Source organism: Sediminibacterium sp., from assembly GCF_051861365.1.
Lineage (GTDB): Bacteria > Bacteroidota > Bacteroidia > Chitinophagales > Chitinophagaceae > Sediminibacterium.
Map to the genome: position 1 here is coordinate 16,756 of NZ_JBHYCW010000034.1, position 17,655 is coordinate 34,410.

Below are 17,655 nucleotides of genomic sequence, written 5' to 3' on the forward strand. Positions count from 1 at the left end.
TACTGGGTGCAAGGTACTAGGTGCTAGGTTGTCAATGCCTAAAATACGTTGACCGTTTTTAAACTTGGATTAATATTATTGATTTGGTCTCCTATTAAGATCTGATGATTTTTCTGATACTGTTGATTTATATTGTTTTCGATGCAAAAATCATTGGATTTTAATAGGGTGCTGTCGGCAGACAATTGTTCTTCAAAAGCAACAGGTGTACTTTTTTTCAGTGACTTATGTGGTCTCACGGTATTGTAATTATAGACTGCTCTTTGGGTCATGTTTACTAAGGAGGAATAATTCATCGGGTTGTAACCTTTAAGGTACTGATTCTTAATCGTTCCATTGATCCTTTCTGCATTAGGGTTTTCATAGGCCATTTCACACATACTATTCTTCAGTTTATCTTTTGTAAACTCCAAAAATGCCTTAGAATAATATTGACCTCCTCCATCAGAATGAAAAATGAGTGTTGAAGGCGGGCAACGATCTTTAACTGCCATCTGCAGAGCTGGTAGGCTTGTTTGTTCGGTTGTCAGAGATTCACTTACATTATAACCGACTATTCTTCTGGAGAATAAATCGATAATAAAGGTTAAGTAGTAGAACCTGTCTCCAATCTGATAATAGGTGATATCACTGCTCCAAGCTTGGTTGATATAGGTAAACTCCACACCCGCTACTAAGTTGGGGAATCTTATCACTCCGTTACTATCTGTTGTTCTTTTATATGCCTTGCTTTTTTCTAATTTAAACCCGTTTTCAAAGCATAGTTTTTCAAACCGATCCCTGCCTATATTCGATGGCCGAAGTATCCAATACAGTTGCCTAGCAGCTACTCCGGGATGCTCATTACGTAATTCGGCGATAATGGGCAATAACAACAGTTCTTCCCCTCGCTGAGAAAGCTGTCGATTCATCTTTTGATGAAAGGACTGCTTTGTATAACCTATATATCGATATACCTCGTTCATTTTGTATCGGTGGGCTTTTCTATGCTCCCAGAACCAGATGAGTGTTGACCAGAACGTTTTTTTTTAAAGTCAATGCCGTATTGCTCCGAAGCTTTTTGCATTTGCTTCTCCAAAAATTCTACCTCAAACTGCTTTTGACCTAACAGCTGCTCCAGTTCTGCAATATGTCGCTTCAAAGATTCGATCTTTGTAGTATCACTTGCGGATTCAACGACCATTTTTACCCCTTTTTTTCGCATAACCGAATATCGGTATATCCATTTGTATACTGATGTCGCACTTACAGCGTATTGCCTGCAAACCTCCGCAATTGTACTCACCCTCTTTTCTATTTCCTCCACCTTCTTACGCTTGAACTCCTCACTAAAATAACGCGCCTGACGCTCTGTTGACGTCAACTTTAACTGATCTACTCTTGCCATCTTTGATCGTTTTTGAGTTAAAAATTTATTCAAAAACGGTCAACATATTTCAGGCTACCACAGGTTATTGGTGATCGGGTGATCGGGTAATCAGGTTATCAGGGTTATCATTTTCTATTGTTTTACTATGGACTATTGACTATAAACTATTTGCTATGACCTATAAGCCATGAACTATCTGCCATGGACCATCAACCATGGACCACTCACTCATATAGCCTGAAAAACAACATCGACAAGATACCGGTTAGCATCACAAATTTAATGACGGTGCTGAGACGATGGAAATCGGCGGGGGTGTTGGATTTGAATAGTTTGGTTAAGATCCAGATGAGGGGTGCGATGATGGCGATCAAGCAATACAAAGCACTATGCCACCAGCCCATGGGTAATACATAAAATTGTAAGATCACCAGTGCGGCAATCAATACTACTAACCATACGGCTACAAATAATTTAGCTGCATTCACACCCCATACAATCGGCAGGGTTCTGCAGCCATATCTTCTGTCTCCTTCTATGTCTTCCATGTCTTTGACTACTTCACGGATGAGTGAGATCACAAAAGCAAAAGAAGCATATAAGATGGTTAGACGAAAGAAACGCACTTCTGAATGTCCTACAGATAGTAAATGTTTGATCTGTAAAGGTTGTTTGGAAAAGAACAAGATCAATATCACCCAAGCCGTAAGCAGTGATATCACCACATTACCTACCAATAATTGCTTCTTGAAATTGGTGGAATAAAACCATAACAATAAAATACTTCCCATGTTTGCTAATACCAGATGCCAGTACAAGGAAACGGGTAATGCATAGACCGTAAAAAATAATCCCAGCATACTGAGTAATAAGTGCCAGAAAATAACCCAGCGCCTGTTGATGACTGTATTGACTACTACTTTATCGGGTTTATTGATTTGATCAATATTCAGATCGAAATAATCATTGATGATATTACCTGCTGCTGCAATAAAAACAGAAGCCATTACAATGAACCAAAATTGTAATCGGGCAGCTGTTTCATCCGCACCATAAATGCGCTCATAGATACAGTACTCAAACAATAATTGAGTAAGTATGATGAACACCATATTGGGCCATCGAATGAGTCGTAAAAAAGCGCTGAGTAATTTCAAAAGAAAAAATTATACTACAAGATAAGTAATGCTGCACTGATTGCAGGTAAACAAACTATTATTTCGATGGAACGCTGGTATCTTCTCCCCAATCGTTTCGCAGTTTCAGCACTTTCTCAATCACATCACGCGCACATCCCATGCCTCCTGCCAGATGTGAGATATAGATAGACTTGTCTTTGATTTCTTGTGCTGCATCCGCCGGACAAGCAGGCAAACCTGCCAGTTGCATTACGTCCAGATCAGGAATATCATCACCCATGTACAATACTTCCTTCTTGGGAATTTGGTGTTGAGCTAAATAATCAGCGAGGATTTGTTGTTTGTTATGCGCTTTCATCCACACTTCTGTAACACCCAACTTATTCAATCGCTCTTTTACTTCCGGTGAATCTCCGCCGGAGATGATCAATACCCGATAACCTCTTTTGATGGCAAGTTGTAATGCATAACCATCTTTGATGTTCATTTTTCTAGCCATTACGCCATTGGGTAATACTAACAATGTTCCATCTGTTAGTACACCGTCTACGTCGAAGACAAATGTGGTGATATGTTGAAAGGTATTAAGCATTATTCTTTTTTTATTTCGGCTGCCCTTTTAGATGAGCTGTTTTAACCCAAAGTATCATTCCCAAAAGGTTACTCTCCGTTTACTTTTTTGCATGTCTGCCGCTAGGCAGGTCTTGACACCCTCCAGAGGCGGGCGAGCAAAAAAGTAACAAAAAAAGTCAAGGCTCTAGAAAAAAAGCTAAAATTTTCTTCGTTACGCTACAATGGATGAAGTCTAAAGCCCATCATAAAATAGTAATGCAACAAATCAATAATTCAGCTTTTGTACTAAGCCCAGCATCATCCATTGCTTAACGCTCCACTACGAAAATTTCTTAACGCTTTTTTTCTAAGGCCGGGAAATCAAACTATGAAAAGGTGATTTTTATTTTTGATTGTCTCTCCACTCATATACCCAAGCACTTTGGATCATTTCGAGATGTCCTTCGTTGCTTTCTTCACGCTTTCCTTCGAAATTAGGTATTTGCAGGATCCATTCCAGCAGGTCTGTGAAACGTATGCGATAGATTTTACTTTCGGTAAAATCATCACCAAAACGTTCATACAATTTCATGGCTATATCTTCATGATCTGCCCAATGTATTGGAGGTTCAAAATGGCTCATAGTAAGTTTGACTTTTAAGGATTGTGTCACACTCCAACAATCAATCCAGTTTATTTTGATAACTTTTTTTTCGCTCAGGCCGCTGGGCCCCGTCCCTGTTACTCCGCCTCAGGCGGACATTGGCCTCTGATCAAATCTCCGCCGCGGCGGATGATTTGATCTGTCTTCGCTACCTCGACACCGACCCCAATGAGACCCGTCCACAGGGACTGATTAAGAATGATCATTTTTATCCCACCTCAGTACTCAGTATTCACTATTGACAATTCACAATTCACTATTCACCCAAAAACTGTGTCTGATCCGGCAACGTCACTTCGATCTCACCTGATCCATCTTGTAATACACATTGACAACCCAATCTGGAGTTCAGTCTGGGGTTGATGGCGCGATCGATAAAATCTTCTTCTTTATCACTCAATTCTTCCAAATGCTCCATTCCTTTTTCAACGTATACATGACAAGTACTGCAAGCACAAACTGCCCCACAGTTATGATGTAATTCGATACCATTATCCAGACAAACTTCCAATAAACTTTGATCAGGTTCAATACCTGTTAAAGTAACGGGCTCCAGTCCTTTCTGTTCAAATTTTACCTTAATAGTGTACATATCGGTTCCGTTTGGAGTGCAAAAGTATCTCAAATCAGTTTCTTTGCGACAGCAAATCTGCTTTTTAGTCACGAATCACGGAATTTTCCTGCTAAAAACTACTGATGACCGAATTTATGGAGGATACTTTGGGTCATTTCATCATATATTTTCAACAAAACAGGCTCATCTGCCAATAAGGATCGGTGTTTTTCTATCGTTATACGGTCACCTCTGAATGCCGGTCCGGCCTGTACATTTTGAGGATGCTCAGTTTTGATTTGTTCAATCACCCCTTCTATCAATGGATAAAACCATGAAAATTGGATCTCTTGTTCCTGACTATAATCTGCTGCCAGATGGTATAAATGATTGGTGAAATTGGAAGTGATGGCGGCGATCAAGTGCATCTTTAATCGTTTGGCATCATCTGCTTCATGTACCTGATCGGATATACTACCGGCCAGCTCACGAATGACCTGTAATGACTTTTGATTGTTGGCGTCGATCATGATGGCACATGTGCCTAAAGTTGGCATATGAGTACGGATCATTTTCATCGGCCATAATACGCCATACTGTTCCGCAGCACCCTGCAATACCTCTTTTGATACTGCCCCTGCTGCATGTACCAATACCCCCTTCTTGATAATTAGTTGTTGCGCTAGTTCCTGAATGGATCGGTCACTGACAGACAGCAAAAACAGATCCGCTTCCTGTGGTAAAGCATTCATATGGTCAACAGCAACCGTTCCCAATTCATCCGCCAACAGTCGGGCTTTTTCGGGATGTCTGTTCCAGATGGCTTTGATGGCATGATTGGCTTGTTTGAGCGTTCTTCCCAATACCGTTCCTACATTACCGGCTCCTATCAGTACGACGTCCATATCTTTATATTATGGAAATGAAATTAGCACAAAGAGTTGTGATCGGCTACTATAAAACCAAACTACGTACCATCGGCTTGGTTTCTCCGCGGATGGCTGCGGAACAGGCTTTTAAAATATTCTGTACACCCTATACCAAAGGCGTCCATCAAAAAGAGCCGCTTGTTTTTCACAAAGCACATCCCCAAACTTTTAGATTTGAAGATTTAGAGATCAAGGGGTTTCAGTGGATACCCGAAAAACCCAATGGACAGAAAGTATTGGTGGTGCATGGTTTCAGTAGTTATGGTTATAAGTTTGAGAAATATGTGCAACCCTTATTAGCCACCGGATTTGAAGTTTTCATGTTCGATGCACCCGCTCATGGTTTGAGTGAAGGGAAAATCATCAATGCACTCATTTATAAAAAATTCTTAGCATCGATCGATCAGCGATTCGAGAAAATGGATGCTTTTATCGCCCATTCTCTGGGTGGACTCGCCACTTCCCTGTTGGCAGAGGAGCTAGAAGGAAAAAGAAAACTGGTATTGATCGCTCCGGCCACAGAAACCAGAACGGCTGTACAGGGGTTTTATAAGATGTTTAAGATTAAAGAGCCGGTTCGACAGGAATTTGAGCAGATGATTGAACGTATGACCGGCAAAACCATGGATCATTTTTCGATCACCCGAGTGATGAGAAATATCCAGCTACCCGTTTTATGGATCCATGATCAGCAAGATCGTATTTGTCCGTATACCGATACTTTACCTGTTCAAAAAGAAGGGCATCCGCATATTCGTTTTTATATCACGGAAGGATTAGGGCATAACAAAATCTATCGAGATCAGCAGGTGATTAAACATGTTATTGGCTTTTTAACAGAGGGATCTGAATACTCAGTAAAACGTGGTTGATGGAACACAGATTTTCATGATTGATCATGATAGATCATGAGAATCATGAAAATCCGTGTTCCATTAAAGTTCTCCGCTACGAAACTGATGGATGGGCCGCAGATTTTTTATGATTGTTATGATTTACGTGGATAGCGCTCTTCTATCATCATCTATCTTAAAAATCTGCGGCCCATACTCCTCCTTTATACGCTCCCAGCGTCACCTCTTACCTCTGAGACGCTTTATATCAGGAGAAAATACCCCGTAAAAACTCCTGATTTTGTGCACATTTTTTGTGTTTTCATGGTTTCACCTAATATTGCAGGGTAGCGAGGCCTGATTTTATACCATATATATAGGTATGAAACAGGTGGATTTACCTACAAATGATGACAAATTAAAGTCTGTCTCAGGGCAGAAACGGAACTGTACATGGCAAAGAATTTATTGATTGTTGAGTCTCCGGCAAAGGCCAAAACCATTGAAAAAATCCTCGGATCTGATTTTGAGGTGAAGAGTTGTTATGGTCATATCCGGGATCTGGAAAAAGATGATATGGGTATTGATGTCAACAATCAATACCAACCCCGCTATATTGTACCCGAGGATAAAGAACGTGTCGTTAAGGAATTGCGTCAGTTGGCTAAAAAAGCGGATGAAGTATGGCTGGCATCGGATGAGGACCGTGAAGGAGAAAGTATCAGCTGGCACCTGGCCGAAGTACTGGGCTTGGATCCTAAAACCACCAAACGTATTGTTTTCCATGAGATCACTGCCCCGGCCATTAAAAAAGCAGTAGCGCAACCCCGTTTCATCAATATGGATCTGGTAAATGCCCAACAGGCACGTAGAATCCTGGATAGATTGGTGGGTTTTGAATTAAGTCCGGTTTTGTGGCGCAAGATCGGTATGCAGCGTAGCCTGAGTGCCGGTAGGGTTCAGAGTGTGGCTGTGAGATTGATTGTGGAACGCGAAAGAGAGATCAATCAATTTGTACCTGAGAGCAGTTATAAAATTGAAGCGCTTTTTGCAGCGAAAGATATCAATCAACGTGATGTTACTTTCAAAGCCGAAGGACCTTCCAAGATCAGCACCCAACAAACTGCTTCAGATTTTCTGAAGAGTTGTAAGAATGCCAATTATAAGGTCATTGATGTTACCGTTAAGCCGGCCAAACGTACCCCCGCAGCTCCCTTTACTACTTCTACTCTTCAACAGGAAGCTTCACGTAAACTGGGCTATGGGGTGAGTAAGACCATGTTGCTGGCTCAGAAACTGTATGAAAGCGGTAAGATCACTTATATGCGTACAGACAGTATCAATTTGAGTGATACTGCTATGGCTGATATTCGAAAAGAAGTGGAGAGTAGTTATGGAAATGATTATTATCAGCCTCGCAAATACAAAAACAAAAATGAAAGTGCACAGGAAGCTCACGAAGCCATCCGCCCCACTTACATGAATAACAGAACGGTGGCTGATGAAGATACACGCAGACTCTATGAACTCATCTGGCGTAGAACCATTGCTTCTCAAATGAGTGATGCTGAATTTGAAAAGACCGTTGCTAAAATTTCCATTTCCACCAATAATGATACTTTGAGTGCTACAGGTGAAGTGATGAAGTTTGATGGTTTCTTAAAAGTATATCTCGAAGGAAAAGATGATGAAGATGAAGATGATACCGAAGGTATCCTTCCTCCATTGGCTGCCGGACAAGTACTCAACTTCCGCGAGATGACGGCTACAGAAAAGTTCACACGTCCGGCACCACGCTATACAGAAGCTTCATTGGTGAAAAAGCTGGAGGAATTGGGTATTGGTCGTCCCTCTACCTACGCTCCTACGATCTCTACGATTATCAAAAGAAATTATGTAGAGAAACGCGATAAAGAAGGTGTGAAGAGAGAAGTGAATGTATTGCGACTCACCCAGCAACAAGAACTGGAAAAAGAAATTCTCACTGAAAATACCGGTGCTGAAAAAGGCAAACTGTTTCCTACTGACTTAGGTATGGTGGTAACAGATTTTCTGAAACAACATTTCGGTAAAGTGATGGACTTCGGTTTCACTGCCCGTATTGAACAAGAGTTTGATGAAATCGCTGCCGGTAAAACACGCTGGAGCAGCATGATTGATGAGTTCTATAAACCTTTCCATGAGAACATCGAGCACACGCTCGAAAATGCAGAGAGAGCCAAAGGTGAAAGAGAATTGGGTGTGGATGAAGAGACCGGTAAAAAAGTCATTGCCAGAATGGGACGTTATGGTCCGATGGTACAGATTGGTCATGCTGAAGATGAAGAGAAGCCTCGCTTCGCTAAACTGAAAGCCAATCAAAGTATTGAAACCATTACTTATGAAGAGGCGATGGAACTGTTCTCTTTACCGCGTGTATTGGGTACTTATGAAGACCAAGAATTATCTGTGAATATCGGACGCTTTGGTCCTTATATTAAATTAGGAGATCAGTTCATTTCCATCCCCAAAGGCGAAGACTTGCATACCATTGAACTGGATCGTGCCATTGAACTACTAAAAGAAAAACAACAAGCGGATGCGCCGGTTGCATTTTATAATGAACTGCCGGTGACTAAGGGCAAAGGACGTTTCGGTCCGTTTATCAAATGGAATGATATGTTCATCAACATTCCTAAGGCTTATGATTTCGATAACCTTACACAGGAAAATATCAACGAGTTGATCGAGAAGAAAATGGAGAAAGAAGCCAATCGCTTCATTCAACAATGGCCTGCTGAAAAGATCAGCATTGAAAATGGTCGTTGGGGTCCATTCATCCGTTTCAATAAAAAGATGTTGAAGATGGGGCGTAAAGCCAATGGAGAAAAATATACTGCTGAAGAACTTGCTACCATTGAACTAGAACCCATCAAACAAATGATCGAAGCGCAGGTACCGAATGCTTTTGCGAAGAAAGTTGCGAAGAAAGCGGTGAAGAAGGCTGCGCCGAAGAAAGCTGCGAAGAAGAAGTAGGTGATCGGGTAATGGGGTAATCAGGTAATCAGGTTATCGGGTGATTGGGTGATCGGGAGGGAATATTGGGGATAGATTTATCTTCCTTTATTGGCACTATAAAAAATAGAGGGGTACATTTTTGATGTATCCCTCTATTTTTTTAAAACCCATTACCTGATTACCCGATAACCTGATCTCCTGATAACCCCTAAGGTCTCCCCATCTGACGCAGAAACCTTACGTGTGCTACCACTGCTTTACGCATGGTGGGGTATTCGATGTATTGTAATTGGTATTCCCTGCACACATTACGAACGATCTCACTGATGGCGGGATAGTGTACATGTGATATTTTTGGGAAGAGGTGATGTTCAATTTGAAAATTCAGTCCACCTACCAACCAGCTTACCAATTTATTCTTGGTTGCGAAATTGGCTGTGGTTTTGATTTGGTGGGCGGCAAATTCATCAGGCAGTTTATTGGTATCAATATCTGCGATGGGGAATTCAGTATGTTCTACCGTATGGGCTAACTGGAATACGATACTTAACACAAAGCCTGCAAAGAAGCTCATGATAATGAACCCGATCATCCAATATAACCAACCTACTGTTGCAATAGGAAGAACGATGAACACGATAGCATGATATACTTTCACACCCCAGAATTCTACATGATCATTCCAATTCATTTTTTTCAAAGGAACGGAACCGATCTTACGGGAGAAATATTTTTTGTAGTCAGCAAAGAAAATCCAGAATACATACAATAACATGTACAATATCCAGAAATACACGTGCTGAAACTTGTGTACTTTATAATGCTTTTGTGTAGGCGCCATTCGCATCAAGATACCTACCTCGATATCATCATCTACCCCATCTACATTCGTGAAGCTGTGGTGAATCATGTTATGCTTCATATTCCACATAAAGTGATTAGCGCCCAACATACTGATTGACGAAGCCGCAATGCGGTTCATCCATTTGTTGGTGCTGAAACTACCATGACTACCATCATGCATGACGTTGAATCCGATAGCGGCTACGAGTCCGCCTAAAATGATACATTCAAGTACCGCTAGGTACCAAACGGGTGTCATTAAAGTGAGATGTAAATACACCAGAATAAACGCAATGACCATGATGATGGCTTTTGTAAAAAGCTTGGGAGTTCCGGTAGCCGGAATACCTCTTTCATCAAAATACTGCTGAACTCTTTTCTTTAATTCTGTGTGAAGCGATTGTTTAACCGAGGGAAACTTGGGGGTGGTGACCTGTGACATGAGAATACTAAAAAATGATAATCAACAAAATAACAATAATTCTTTTACACTTCACTGTTAAAACCTGTTTTTTACGAAACTGTGGCATTCAACGACGAAACTGCGTCAATATTATTCTACAAAAGACTGACATTTCCACAGGCACTGAATAACTTGTTATTGACAAATACAAGGATTTTAATTTAGTTTGATAGTATAAAGGATAGGAATAGTACCATAGCTATGCAGGAAACAAAGGAAATACACGCATTATTTACCTTGATAGACGACCCCGATGAGGAAGTCTACTCTACCATCTCTGAGAAAATCGTTGAATACGGCAAGGGTATTATCCCCAACTTGGAACATTTATGGGAAACCACGCCCAGTGAAGATGTTCAGGAAAGGATTGAAATGATCATTCATAAACTTCATTTCACAGATCTGTGCAATGATTTTACCGCATGGAAGAACAGTGCTTATCATGACCTTCTGTTTGGCGCTTTACTGGTTTCGAAATTTCAGTATCCTGATTTACAAACCAGTCCTGTTTTAGAAGAGATCGAAAAAATCAGAAGAAATATCTGGTTGGAGTTGAATAGTTTTCTCACACCACTGGAACAAGCTAATGTACTCTCTAGCATCTTATACAATTACTGTAATCTGAAAGGTTCGGAGATCAATTATGAAAAACCGGATGAATTCTTTTTACATAAAGTATTGGAAAGCAAAAAAGGGAATACACTTTCCAATGGATTGATCTATCAAATTTTGTGTGATCAGTTAGATATCAATGCAAGGATCATCAATATTCCCAAGCAATGCATCATTGCATTTTTCCACTCCGACTTTGATCCTATTTTGCATCCCGGACATCCACAAGAAAAAATACATTTCTATGTAGATGCTACTACCGGACAAGCTTTTTCACATGCAGATATCGAGAGTTATTTCAAAAGAATATCTGTACCTCCTGTTGCTTCTTATTTCAAACCACAATCAGACAAGCGTCTCATTCAACAATTACTGGAAGAAGTTGCCAAATGTTTTGACAGTCCGGTGAATGCTTATAAGCATGCGGAATTGATGCAGTTGGCGGGGTTGTTGGAGGAGTAGGGTTATCAGGTTATCAGGTTATCAGGTTATCAGGTTATCAGGTTATCAGGTTATCAGGTTATCAGGTTATCAGGTTATCAGGTGAAAACTGACTTGTGAAATGCCTTATTGTGTTTACAACTATTTTTTTTCCCGATCACCCGATTACCTGATAACCCAATCACCCCTACCCCAACACCGCTTCCAAACTAATCGCCATATTATACGCTTTGCTCACAGGACAATTGGCTTTGGCGTCGGCGGCGCATTCTTGAAATTTTTCTGGTGAGATACCGGGTACTTTGGCGGTGAGTTGTAAATGAGAAGAAGTGATCACTCCATCTTCCAAAGTGATGGTGCATTTTGTTTCGAGTGATTCGGGTGTAAAGCCTGCAGCACCTAATACAAAACTTAACTTCATCGTAAAACAACCGGCATGAGCGGCTGCCATGAGTTCTTCCGGATTGGTACCTACCCCTTCTGCAAATCTTGAGTTGAATGAATATTGTGTTTGGTTTAATGTGGTGCTTTGTGTGGTTAAATGACCATTACCTTCTTTTCCTGAGCCATTCCACACGGCAGTTGCTTGACGTTTCATGGTGATTATTTTTTAGATTTGAAATAAATATTATCGCATGATCAGTTGGGCTGATTTTGAAAAAATTGAGATCCGCAGCGGAACCATCCTTGAAGTTACTGATTTTCCTAAAGCTAAAAAGCCTGCCTATCAATTAAAGATAGACTTTGGTCCTTTAGGTATCAAGCAATCTTCTGCGCAGATCACACATCATTATTCAGCAGCAGAACTTGTAGGCAAACAAATCATTGCAGTGGTGAATTTCCCACCCAAACAAATCGCCAACTTTTTCAGCGAGTGTTTGGTACTGGGTGTGTATGATCATCAAAATCAGGTGGTATTACTGCAACCGGAACGCAAAGTGGATAATGGTCAACTGATCGGTTAAACTGCCATTACAAAAGGATTTGTATATTGTTGTACCGATTCCTCTTATTAAACTGCCTTACCATGAGTGAACTCTATTATACGTATTATGAAAGTCCGGTAGGCTTACTCAAGATTGGAGGTACTGATCAATACATCGGTGAACTGAGTTTTGTTGATAACCCGGATCAGTTAACTTACGGTGAACCCGGTATCAGTGAGATCATGCATCAATGCACCGAAGAACTCATTGAATTTTTTCATGGCAGCAGAAAACAATTTACTGTTCCTATTCATCAAGAAGGTACTGAGTTTCAAAAAAGGGTATGGAGTGAATTGACAGAAATACCTTACGGCAAGACAATCAGTTATATGGACATGGCCAAGCGCCTGGGTGATCCTAAAGTCATCAGAGCAGCAGCCAGTGCCAATGGAAGAAATAATATTGCGATCATCGTACCCTGTCACCGCGTCATTGGCAGCGATCGCTCACTCATTGGTTATTCAGGAGGTATGTGGCGTAAGAAATGGTTACTGCAACATGAGTTTAAGATTACGCATGGGGTGCAGACTTTGTTTTGATTTGGGTGAGCGGGTGATCCGGTGGTCGGGTTATCAGGTAATCGGGTAATCAGGCGGCAGAGTTGACAGTTGATAGTTGACAGATCACATAGAATAGTAAGCTTCTTTCCATGGACTATGAACTATGGACCATCAGCCATGACCCATAAGCCATACGCTCCCTTACTTCATATCCTCGCTAGTAAAACTCAAGGGCAATAAACTTCCTGCTTGGGGGATTACATAGACATTTCCTTCCAGACCGGAGAGGATGAGTCTGATGGGATTTTTTACTCTTATCTCATATTCCAATAAACTTTGTCTACAGACACCACAAGGTGAAACGGGGTGATTGCTTTTTCCTTTGGTGTTGTTATAGCTGATTGCGATGGATTCAATGGCGACTCCGGGATGTAAAGTAGCTGCGGCTGATAGTAAGACTCTCTCTGCACAAATACCGACGGGGAAACTGGCATTTTCCTGATTGGTGCCTATCACCAATGCCCCATTCGCCAATTTTGCTACTGCACCTACTTTAAATGCAGAATAAGGCGCATAAGCTTGATCCGTTACTTTTCTTGCTTCATCCAATAATGATGCATCTTCTTGCTTCAATGCACTCGCATCAGCATATACTTCATATTCTAGTTTGTACTGTTGATGATTCATAAAAAACGCTTTTAGACAAAAAAGTCCTCAAAGCTTGCGCCATGAGGACCCTTTCGGTGATGTAAGTTACGAAAAAAAATAAAAACAAATATGTTAAAGAAACAAGAATGAAGGTACAAGAAAGAAGAAAGGATACAAGAACAAGGGAACAATAATCAAATAAGAATTCAAGGTAAAAGTGTAATAGTCAAGACTTGATCTGACAGTAAAGGATTTTTAAGCTGCTGGATAATTTTCATTCAGCAGCTTTTTCTTTGCTAAATATAACGATTCCTGCCATGTCTGCATAGGAGTCTTGCCGTAACAATACCTGCCACTGTGAGGTCTTTCATGGTTATAATACAGCATCCATTCATCAAGATCCTTTTGCATCTCTTCGATAGTGTGATATAGTTTTTTACGGAAGGCAACCGCATAAAACTCTTCCTGTATAGTTCGATGAAGCCTCTCACAGATGCCATTAGTTTGGGGATGGCGCACCTGAGTTTTGCTATGTTCGATACCTTCAATCTGTAGATACATTTCATACTCATGCTGATCAAGCCGTCCCTTGTATTCAGAGCCTCTATCTGTGAGTATTCGCATCAGAGGTATTTGTTGTTCTTCGAAGAAAGGCAGTACGCGATCATTGAGCATATCGGCCGATGTAATGGCATGTTTCCCATTGTACAACTTGGCAAAAGCCACACGGCTGTAAGTGTCTATAAAAGTCTGTTGATAGATTCTGCCGACACCCTTGATCATGCCTACGTAATAGGTATCTTGAGAGCCTAGATAGCCAGGGTGTTCCGTTTCGATTTCTCCCAATGCCTCACGTTTCTCTTTTTTGCGTTCCATGGCAATCATTTGGGCTTCCGTCAGAATGATCCCATCCTGCGCCACACGAGCTTCGAGTGCCTTTAAACGCTTATCAAATACTTCCAGATCATTGCGCCGCCATACGGAGCGAACACCCCCTGAGGAAATAATAATCCCCTTTTTGCGAAGTTCATTACTGACGCGGAACTGCCCCCAAGCCGGATAATCAAAAGCCATTCTAATGACAGCTTCTTCAATGGAGGGTTCTACCCGGTTTTTCAAAATAGGCTTACTACGACTGATTTCTAGCAGAGCTGATTGTCCTCCTGTATCGTACAACTCTTTGATCCGGTAGAAACTGTCTCGACTGTAGCCCATTAGCTTACATGCCTGACTTACATTGTGCAACTGCTCTGCAAGATTTAGCAGTCCTAACTTGGTTTTGATTAACTTAGTTTCCTGATTCATAATCTGACTGTTTGGGGTTGATTAATTAAGTGTGGTTACTTAAAATTAATCCCAACTGTCAGATTAAATCGTGACTTCTACAGTAAAAGAATTAAGCCACGACAATTCCATTCATTCACTTTACACCTTGACTCCTTCTATTCTTTCTTGTGTCTTGTGTCTTGTGTCTTGTTTCTTGAATCTTGTATTCTTTCTTGTATCTTGTTTCTTGTACCTTGATTCTTTTTATTTGATGCTTTTCATCAAACGCTTCCATCTCGGACCTTTATCCCAGCTAAACCAGATGAGGGATGCTTTTCCTACGATATGGGTTTCTGGAACAAAGCCCCAGTAGCGACTATCCTGACTGCGATGACGATTATCTCCCATCATCCAATAGTAGTTGTATTTCGTAATATAAGTATTGGTGCTCTTACCATTAATGATAAACTGACCATCTCTCTCTTCGAGTGTATTGCCTTCATAAGTAGCAATTAATCTTCTGTACAGAGAGATATTTTGTTGTGTTAGTCTTAATGTATCTCCTTTTGCAGGTATCCGAATAGGGCCATAGTTATCAATACTCCAAGGGTAATTGGCTTCATCTGCAGGGAAGGTTACACCGATATAATTCTCAGTATAAGGAGAATCGGATACGTAATTCGGCAGCTTTCTGAGTTTTGTCAACTCTTCAGGTGTTAGGTTGAATTTAAAGCTACTATCACTGAACATTTCCAGTTGTTGCTTGGTATCATCCAAATCAATTCCCAATTCTTCTTTTAAGAAATCAGGATCATAAGGTTTTTTGTTGGTGACAACAATATGTTCAGTTTGAGAACCACCGGGTACCATGGCAGGTTCTCCATTCACATATAATTGTCCGTTACGAATATGCAACACATCTCCACCAACACCCACACAACGTTTGATGTAGTTATCTGTTTTATCCATGGGGTGAACGATGATCGGAAACTCAGGACTTGCGAATAGTTCTTGTCTGTTGCCTTTGAAGGTAAATCGTAACACATCATAATAAGTTACCTTACTACCATACTCAGGTCTATTGATGATGGTATCTCCTGCCGGGAAGTTGAAGACGACTACATCATTTCTTTTCACTTCAGTAAAGGCAGGTAATCTTTTATAAGGTATTTGAATCCACTTTAAATAAGATGGTGTGGTTTGCGAAAAAGGCATGGTATTGTGTACAAAAGGAAATGACAACGGTGTCTGTGGAATCCTTGCACCATAACTCATTTTATTGACAAAGAGAAAATCATTCACCAATAAAGTCTTCTCCATACTTTCTGTAGGAATCACATACGCTTCAAAAACAAAAGTCCGGATAATCGTTGCCGCCACTACTGCAAAAACACCCGCATCCACCCACTCTCTTGAGCCCGGTTTCTTGTACGACTTGAATGCTTCTTCTCCATACCATTTTTCATCTTTTGAAAAACCCAGGTATGGGAAATAAATAAATGGTAATAATACAGTAGCCGTATGATGAATTAGATTGAATCGTTTGAAATGCATCACAAAAATAATCGTGATCCAAATGCTGATGAATTGTCCGGCAATAGGAATCAATTGCAACCAAAACCAGTATTTACGGATATGACATTTTTCTACGATCAGCCAGGTGTTATAAAATGGAACCAATGCCTTCCATGGTTCAATTCCTGCTTTTTTAAACATTCCCCACATTCCCAGATGCCAGCCAATAATTCCAACGATGAATAGCGTTAAGCCCATATTTAATTTTTTGCTAGAAACAAAAATATCCTTTTCAGACTGATACTGAAGCAATCAGATTAAAACTTTTGCTAAAACGGACGAATTCTTGCCGAATGCTGTATTTTTATACGATTGAGCGTTGTCAGACCTCCAAATCTTATTCATGAATCATTTTACGATCAAGGACATTGAGAATCTGAGCGGTATTAAAGCCCATACCCTACGCATTTGGGAACAACGGTATCAATTATTCATTCCTAAAAGGAAAGAGAGTAAGCACCGCTATTACGACAATGAAGATTTAAAGCATATCCTGCGTATTTCACAGTTGTACCATAATGGCGTTAAAATCTCTAAGATTGCCCAATTACCGGCTTCTTCCATCCGGTCGATGGCCATGGAGCAATATATAGGCAAACAAAATGCAGATGCCTATATTCATCGCCTGATTGAAGCTTCTATCGATTTTGATGAAGAACGTTTTGAAGAACTATTCGAACAGGCACTCAAGCAGTTTGGACTGGAAGTCACCATCATTGATGTGATGTATGCTTTCTTGGAAAGAATTGGGTTATTATGGTTAACGGATCATGTCATTCCTGCCCAAGAGCATTTTGCCAGCAATATCATCAAAAGAAAAATCATTTCGGCTCTAGATGCTTTGAAAACAAAACCCTCACCCAGTTCCGGCACTTATGTACTCTTTACCCCTGAGGGAGAACAACACGAAATTCCTTTGTTGCTCAATCATTATTTGATGAAAGCAAGTGGAAAAAAATGTATTTACATGGGTGTAGATGTTCCATTTGATGATATAGATATCTATGTAAAATTGAAAAATCCAAAGTACCTCTACTTCCATGCCATCACCCATCTGTATGAGCAACCCATGGATGATTTATTGAAACAACTCAAACAAAAATTCAGTCAGCAAGAAATTATTATGTCTGGCCCCCTTACCAAAGAAGTAACACTCGATATTCAAGGTGTGACACTGCTTAGGTCAATGACAGAGATGTTGGAGTTTGCGAAGAGGTGATCGGGTGATCGGGTGATCGGGTGATCGGGTGATCGGGTGATCGGGTGATCGGGTGATCGGGTGATC

General features: G+C 40.7%; 18 protein-coding genes. 6 read left to right on the forward strand and 12 right to left on the reverse strand.

Features of this window, described 5'->3' with window-relative positions; genetic code table 11:
• Nucleotides 1–38 precede the first annotated feature (38 nt).
• From ACTIEV_RS13395 to ACTIEV_RS13425, 7 genes are all read right to left on the reverse strand, one after another.
• Nucleotides 39–965 carry an IS3 family transposase gene (locus ACTIEV_RS13395; RefSeq protein WP_322196026.1) on the reverse strand — a complete coding sequence of 309 codons (927 nt, stop codon included), beginning with the start codon at nt 963–965 and terminating at the stop codon, nt 39–41.
• Nucleotides 962–1,387 carry a transposase gene (locus ACTIEV_RS13400; RefSeq protein ID WP_322196025.1) on the reverse strand — a complete coding sequence of 142 codons (426 nt, stop codon included), beginning with the start codon at nt 1,385–1,387 and terminating at the stop codon, nt 962–964. The genes ACTIEV_RS13395 and ACTIEV_RS13400 overlap by 4 nt, the downstream gene beginning before the upstream one ends.
• A gap of 206 nt (nt 1,388–1,593) precedes the next feature.
• Nucleotides 1,594–2,526, reverse strand: a complete 933-nt coding sequence (locus ACTIEV_RS13405) for a geranylgeranylglycerol-phosphate geranylgeranyltransferase (protein ID WP_322196257.1) — start codon at nt 2,524–2,526, stop codon at nt 1,594–1,596.
• Nucleotides 2,527–2,584: 58 nt separating this feature from the next.
• Entirely contained in the window at nt 2,585–3,100 is a 516-nt protein-coding gene (locus ACTIEV_RS13410; protein WP_322196258.1) for a KdsC family phosphatase, read from the reverse strand.
• Between the two features lie 363 nt (nt 3,101–3,463).
• Nucleotides 3,464–3,703: a Fe-S cluster assembly protein IscX gene (gene iscX / locus ACTIEV_RS13415; protein WP_178889627.1), complete on the reverse strand. Its 240-nt coding sequence runs from the start codon at nt 3,701–3,703 to the stop codon at nt 3,464–3,466.
• Nucleotides 3,704–3,980: 277 nt separating this feature from the next.
• Nucleotides 3,981–4,316, reverse strand: a complete 336-nt coding sequence (locus ACTIEV_RS13420; protein ID WP_322196259.1) for a 2Fe-2S iron-sulfur cluster-binding protein — start codon at nt 4,314–4,316, stop codon at nt 3,981–3,983.
• Nucleotides 4,317–4,414: 98 nt separating this feature from the next.
• Nucleotides 4,415–5,182, reverse strand: coding sequence for a Rossmann-like and DUF2520 domain-containing protein (locus ACTIEV_RS13425; RefSeq protein WP_322196260.1), 768 nt, complete (start codon nt 5,180–5,182; stop codon nt 4,415–4,417).
• An 11-nt stretch (nt 5,183–5,193) separates the two neighbouring features.
• Between ACTIEV_RS13425 and ACTIEV_RS13430 the strand changes: the two genes are divergently transcribed.
• Together ACTIEV_RS13430 and topA are read left to right on the forward strand one after the other, a co-directional pair.
• Nucleotides 5,194–6,078: an alpha/beta hydrolase gene (locus ACTIEV_RS13430; protein WP_439516673.1), complete on the forward strand. Its 885-nt coding sequence runs from the start codon at nt 5,194–5,196 to the stop codon at nt 6,076–6,078.
• Nucleotides 6,079–6,492: 414 nt separating this feature from the next.
• A complete protein-coding gene (topA, locus tag ACTIEV_RS13435) occupies nt 6,493–9,054 on the forward strand; it encodes a type I DNA topoisomerase (RefSeq protein WP_439516674.1) in 2,562 nt (853 codons plus the stop codon).
• Between the two features lie 190 nt (nt 9,055–9,244).
• Here topA and ACTIEV_RS13440 read toward each other — a convergent pair whose 3' ends face one another.
• A complete protein-coding gene (locus ACTIEV_RS13440; RefSeq protein ID WP_322196263.1) occupies nt 9,245–10,321 on the reverse strand; it encodes a fatty acid desaturase family protein in 1,077 nt (358 codons plus the stop codon).
• 222 nt (nt 10,322–10,543) lie between these two features.
• Here ACTIEV_RS13440 and ACTIEV_RS13445 point away from each other — a divergent pair, with 222 nt between their 5' ends.
• Nucleotides 10,544–11,416, forward strand: a complete 873-nt coding sequence (locus ACTIEV_RS13445) for a transglutaminase-like domain-containing protein (protein WP_250688940.1) — start codon at nt 10,544–10,546, stop codon at nt 11,414–11,416.
• Nucleotides 11,417–11,582: 166 nt separating this feature from the next.
• Here the strand turns inward: ACTIEV_RS13445 and ACTIEV_RS13450 are convergent, their stop codons facing one another.
• Entirely contained in the window at nt 11,583–11,993 is a 411-nt protein-coding gene (locus ACTIEV_RS13450) for an OsmC family protein (RefSeq protein ID WP_178889934.1), read from the reverse strand.
• A gap of 37 nt (nt 11,994–12,030) precedes the next feature.
• Between ACTIEV_RS13450 and ACTIEV_RS13455 the strand changes: the two genes are divergently transcribed.
• On the forward strand, nt 12,031–12,360 hold the full coding sequence (locus ACTIEV_RS13455; RefSeq protein ID WP_250689251.1) for a tRNA-binding protein: 330 nt from the start codon (nt 12,031–12,033) through the stop codon (nt 12,358–12,360).
• A 62-nt stretch (nt 12,361–12,422) separates the two neighbouring features.
• Nucleotides 12,423–12,920, forward strand: coding sequence for a methylated-DNA--[protein]-cysteine S-methyltransferase (locus ACTIEV_RS13460; protein WP_178889932.1), 498 nt, complete (start codon nt 12,423–12,425; stop codon nt 12,918–12,920).
• 162 nt (nt 12,921–13,082) lie between these two features.
• On the opposite strand, the gene ACTIEV_RS13465 is transcribed toward ACTIEV_RS13460, so the two are convergent.
• The 3 genes from ACTIEV_RS13465 to lepB all read right to left on the reverse strand — a co-directional run bounded on the left by ACTIEV_RS13465 (nt 13,083) and on the right by lepB (nt 16,568).
• Nucleotides 13,083–13,568, reverse strand: a complete 486-nt coding sequence (locus tag ACTIEV_RS13465) for a cytidine deaminase (protein ID WP_439516675.1) — start codon at nt 13,566–13,568, stop codon at nt 13,083–13,085.
• 216 nt (nt 13,569–13,784) lie between these two features.
• Nucleotides 13,785–14,834 carry an IS481 family transposase gene (locus ACTIEV_RS13470; RefSeq protein ID WP_439516676.1) on the reverse strand — a complete coding sequence of 350 codons (1,050 nt, stop codon included), beginning with the start codon at nt 14,832–14,834 and terminating at the stop codon, nt 13,785–13,787.
• Between the two features lie 225 nt (nt 14,835–15,059).
• Nucleotides 15,060–16,568: a signal peptidase I gene (gene lepB / locus ACTIEV_RS13475; RefSeq protein WP_439516677.1), complete on the reverse strand. Its 1,509-nt coding sequence runs from the start codon at nt 16,566–16,568 to the stop codon at nt 15,060–15,062.
• 145 nt (nt 16,569–16,713) lie between these two features.
• Here lepB and ACTIEV_RS13480 point away from each other — a divergent pair, with 145 nt between their 5' ends.
• A complete protein-coding gene (locus tag ACTIEV_RS13480; RefSeq protein WP_250689483.1) occupies nt 16,714–17,589 on the forward strand; it encodes a MerR family transcriptional regulator in 876 nt (291 codons plus the stop codon).
• The last annotated feature ends 66 nt before the right edge of the window (nt 17,590–17,655 follow it).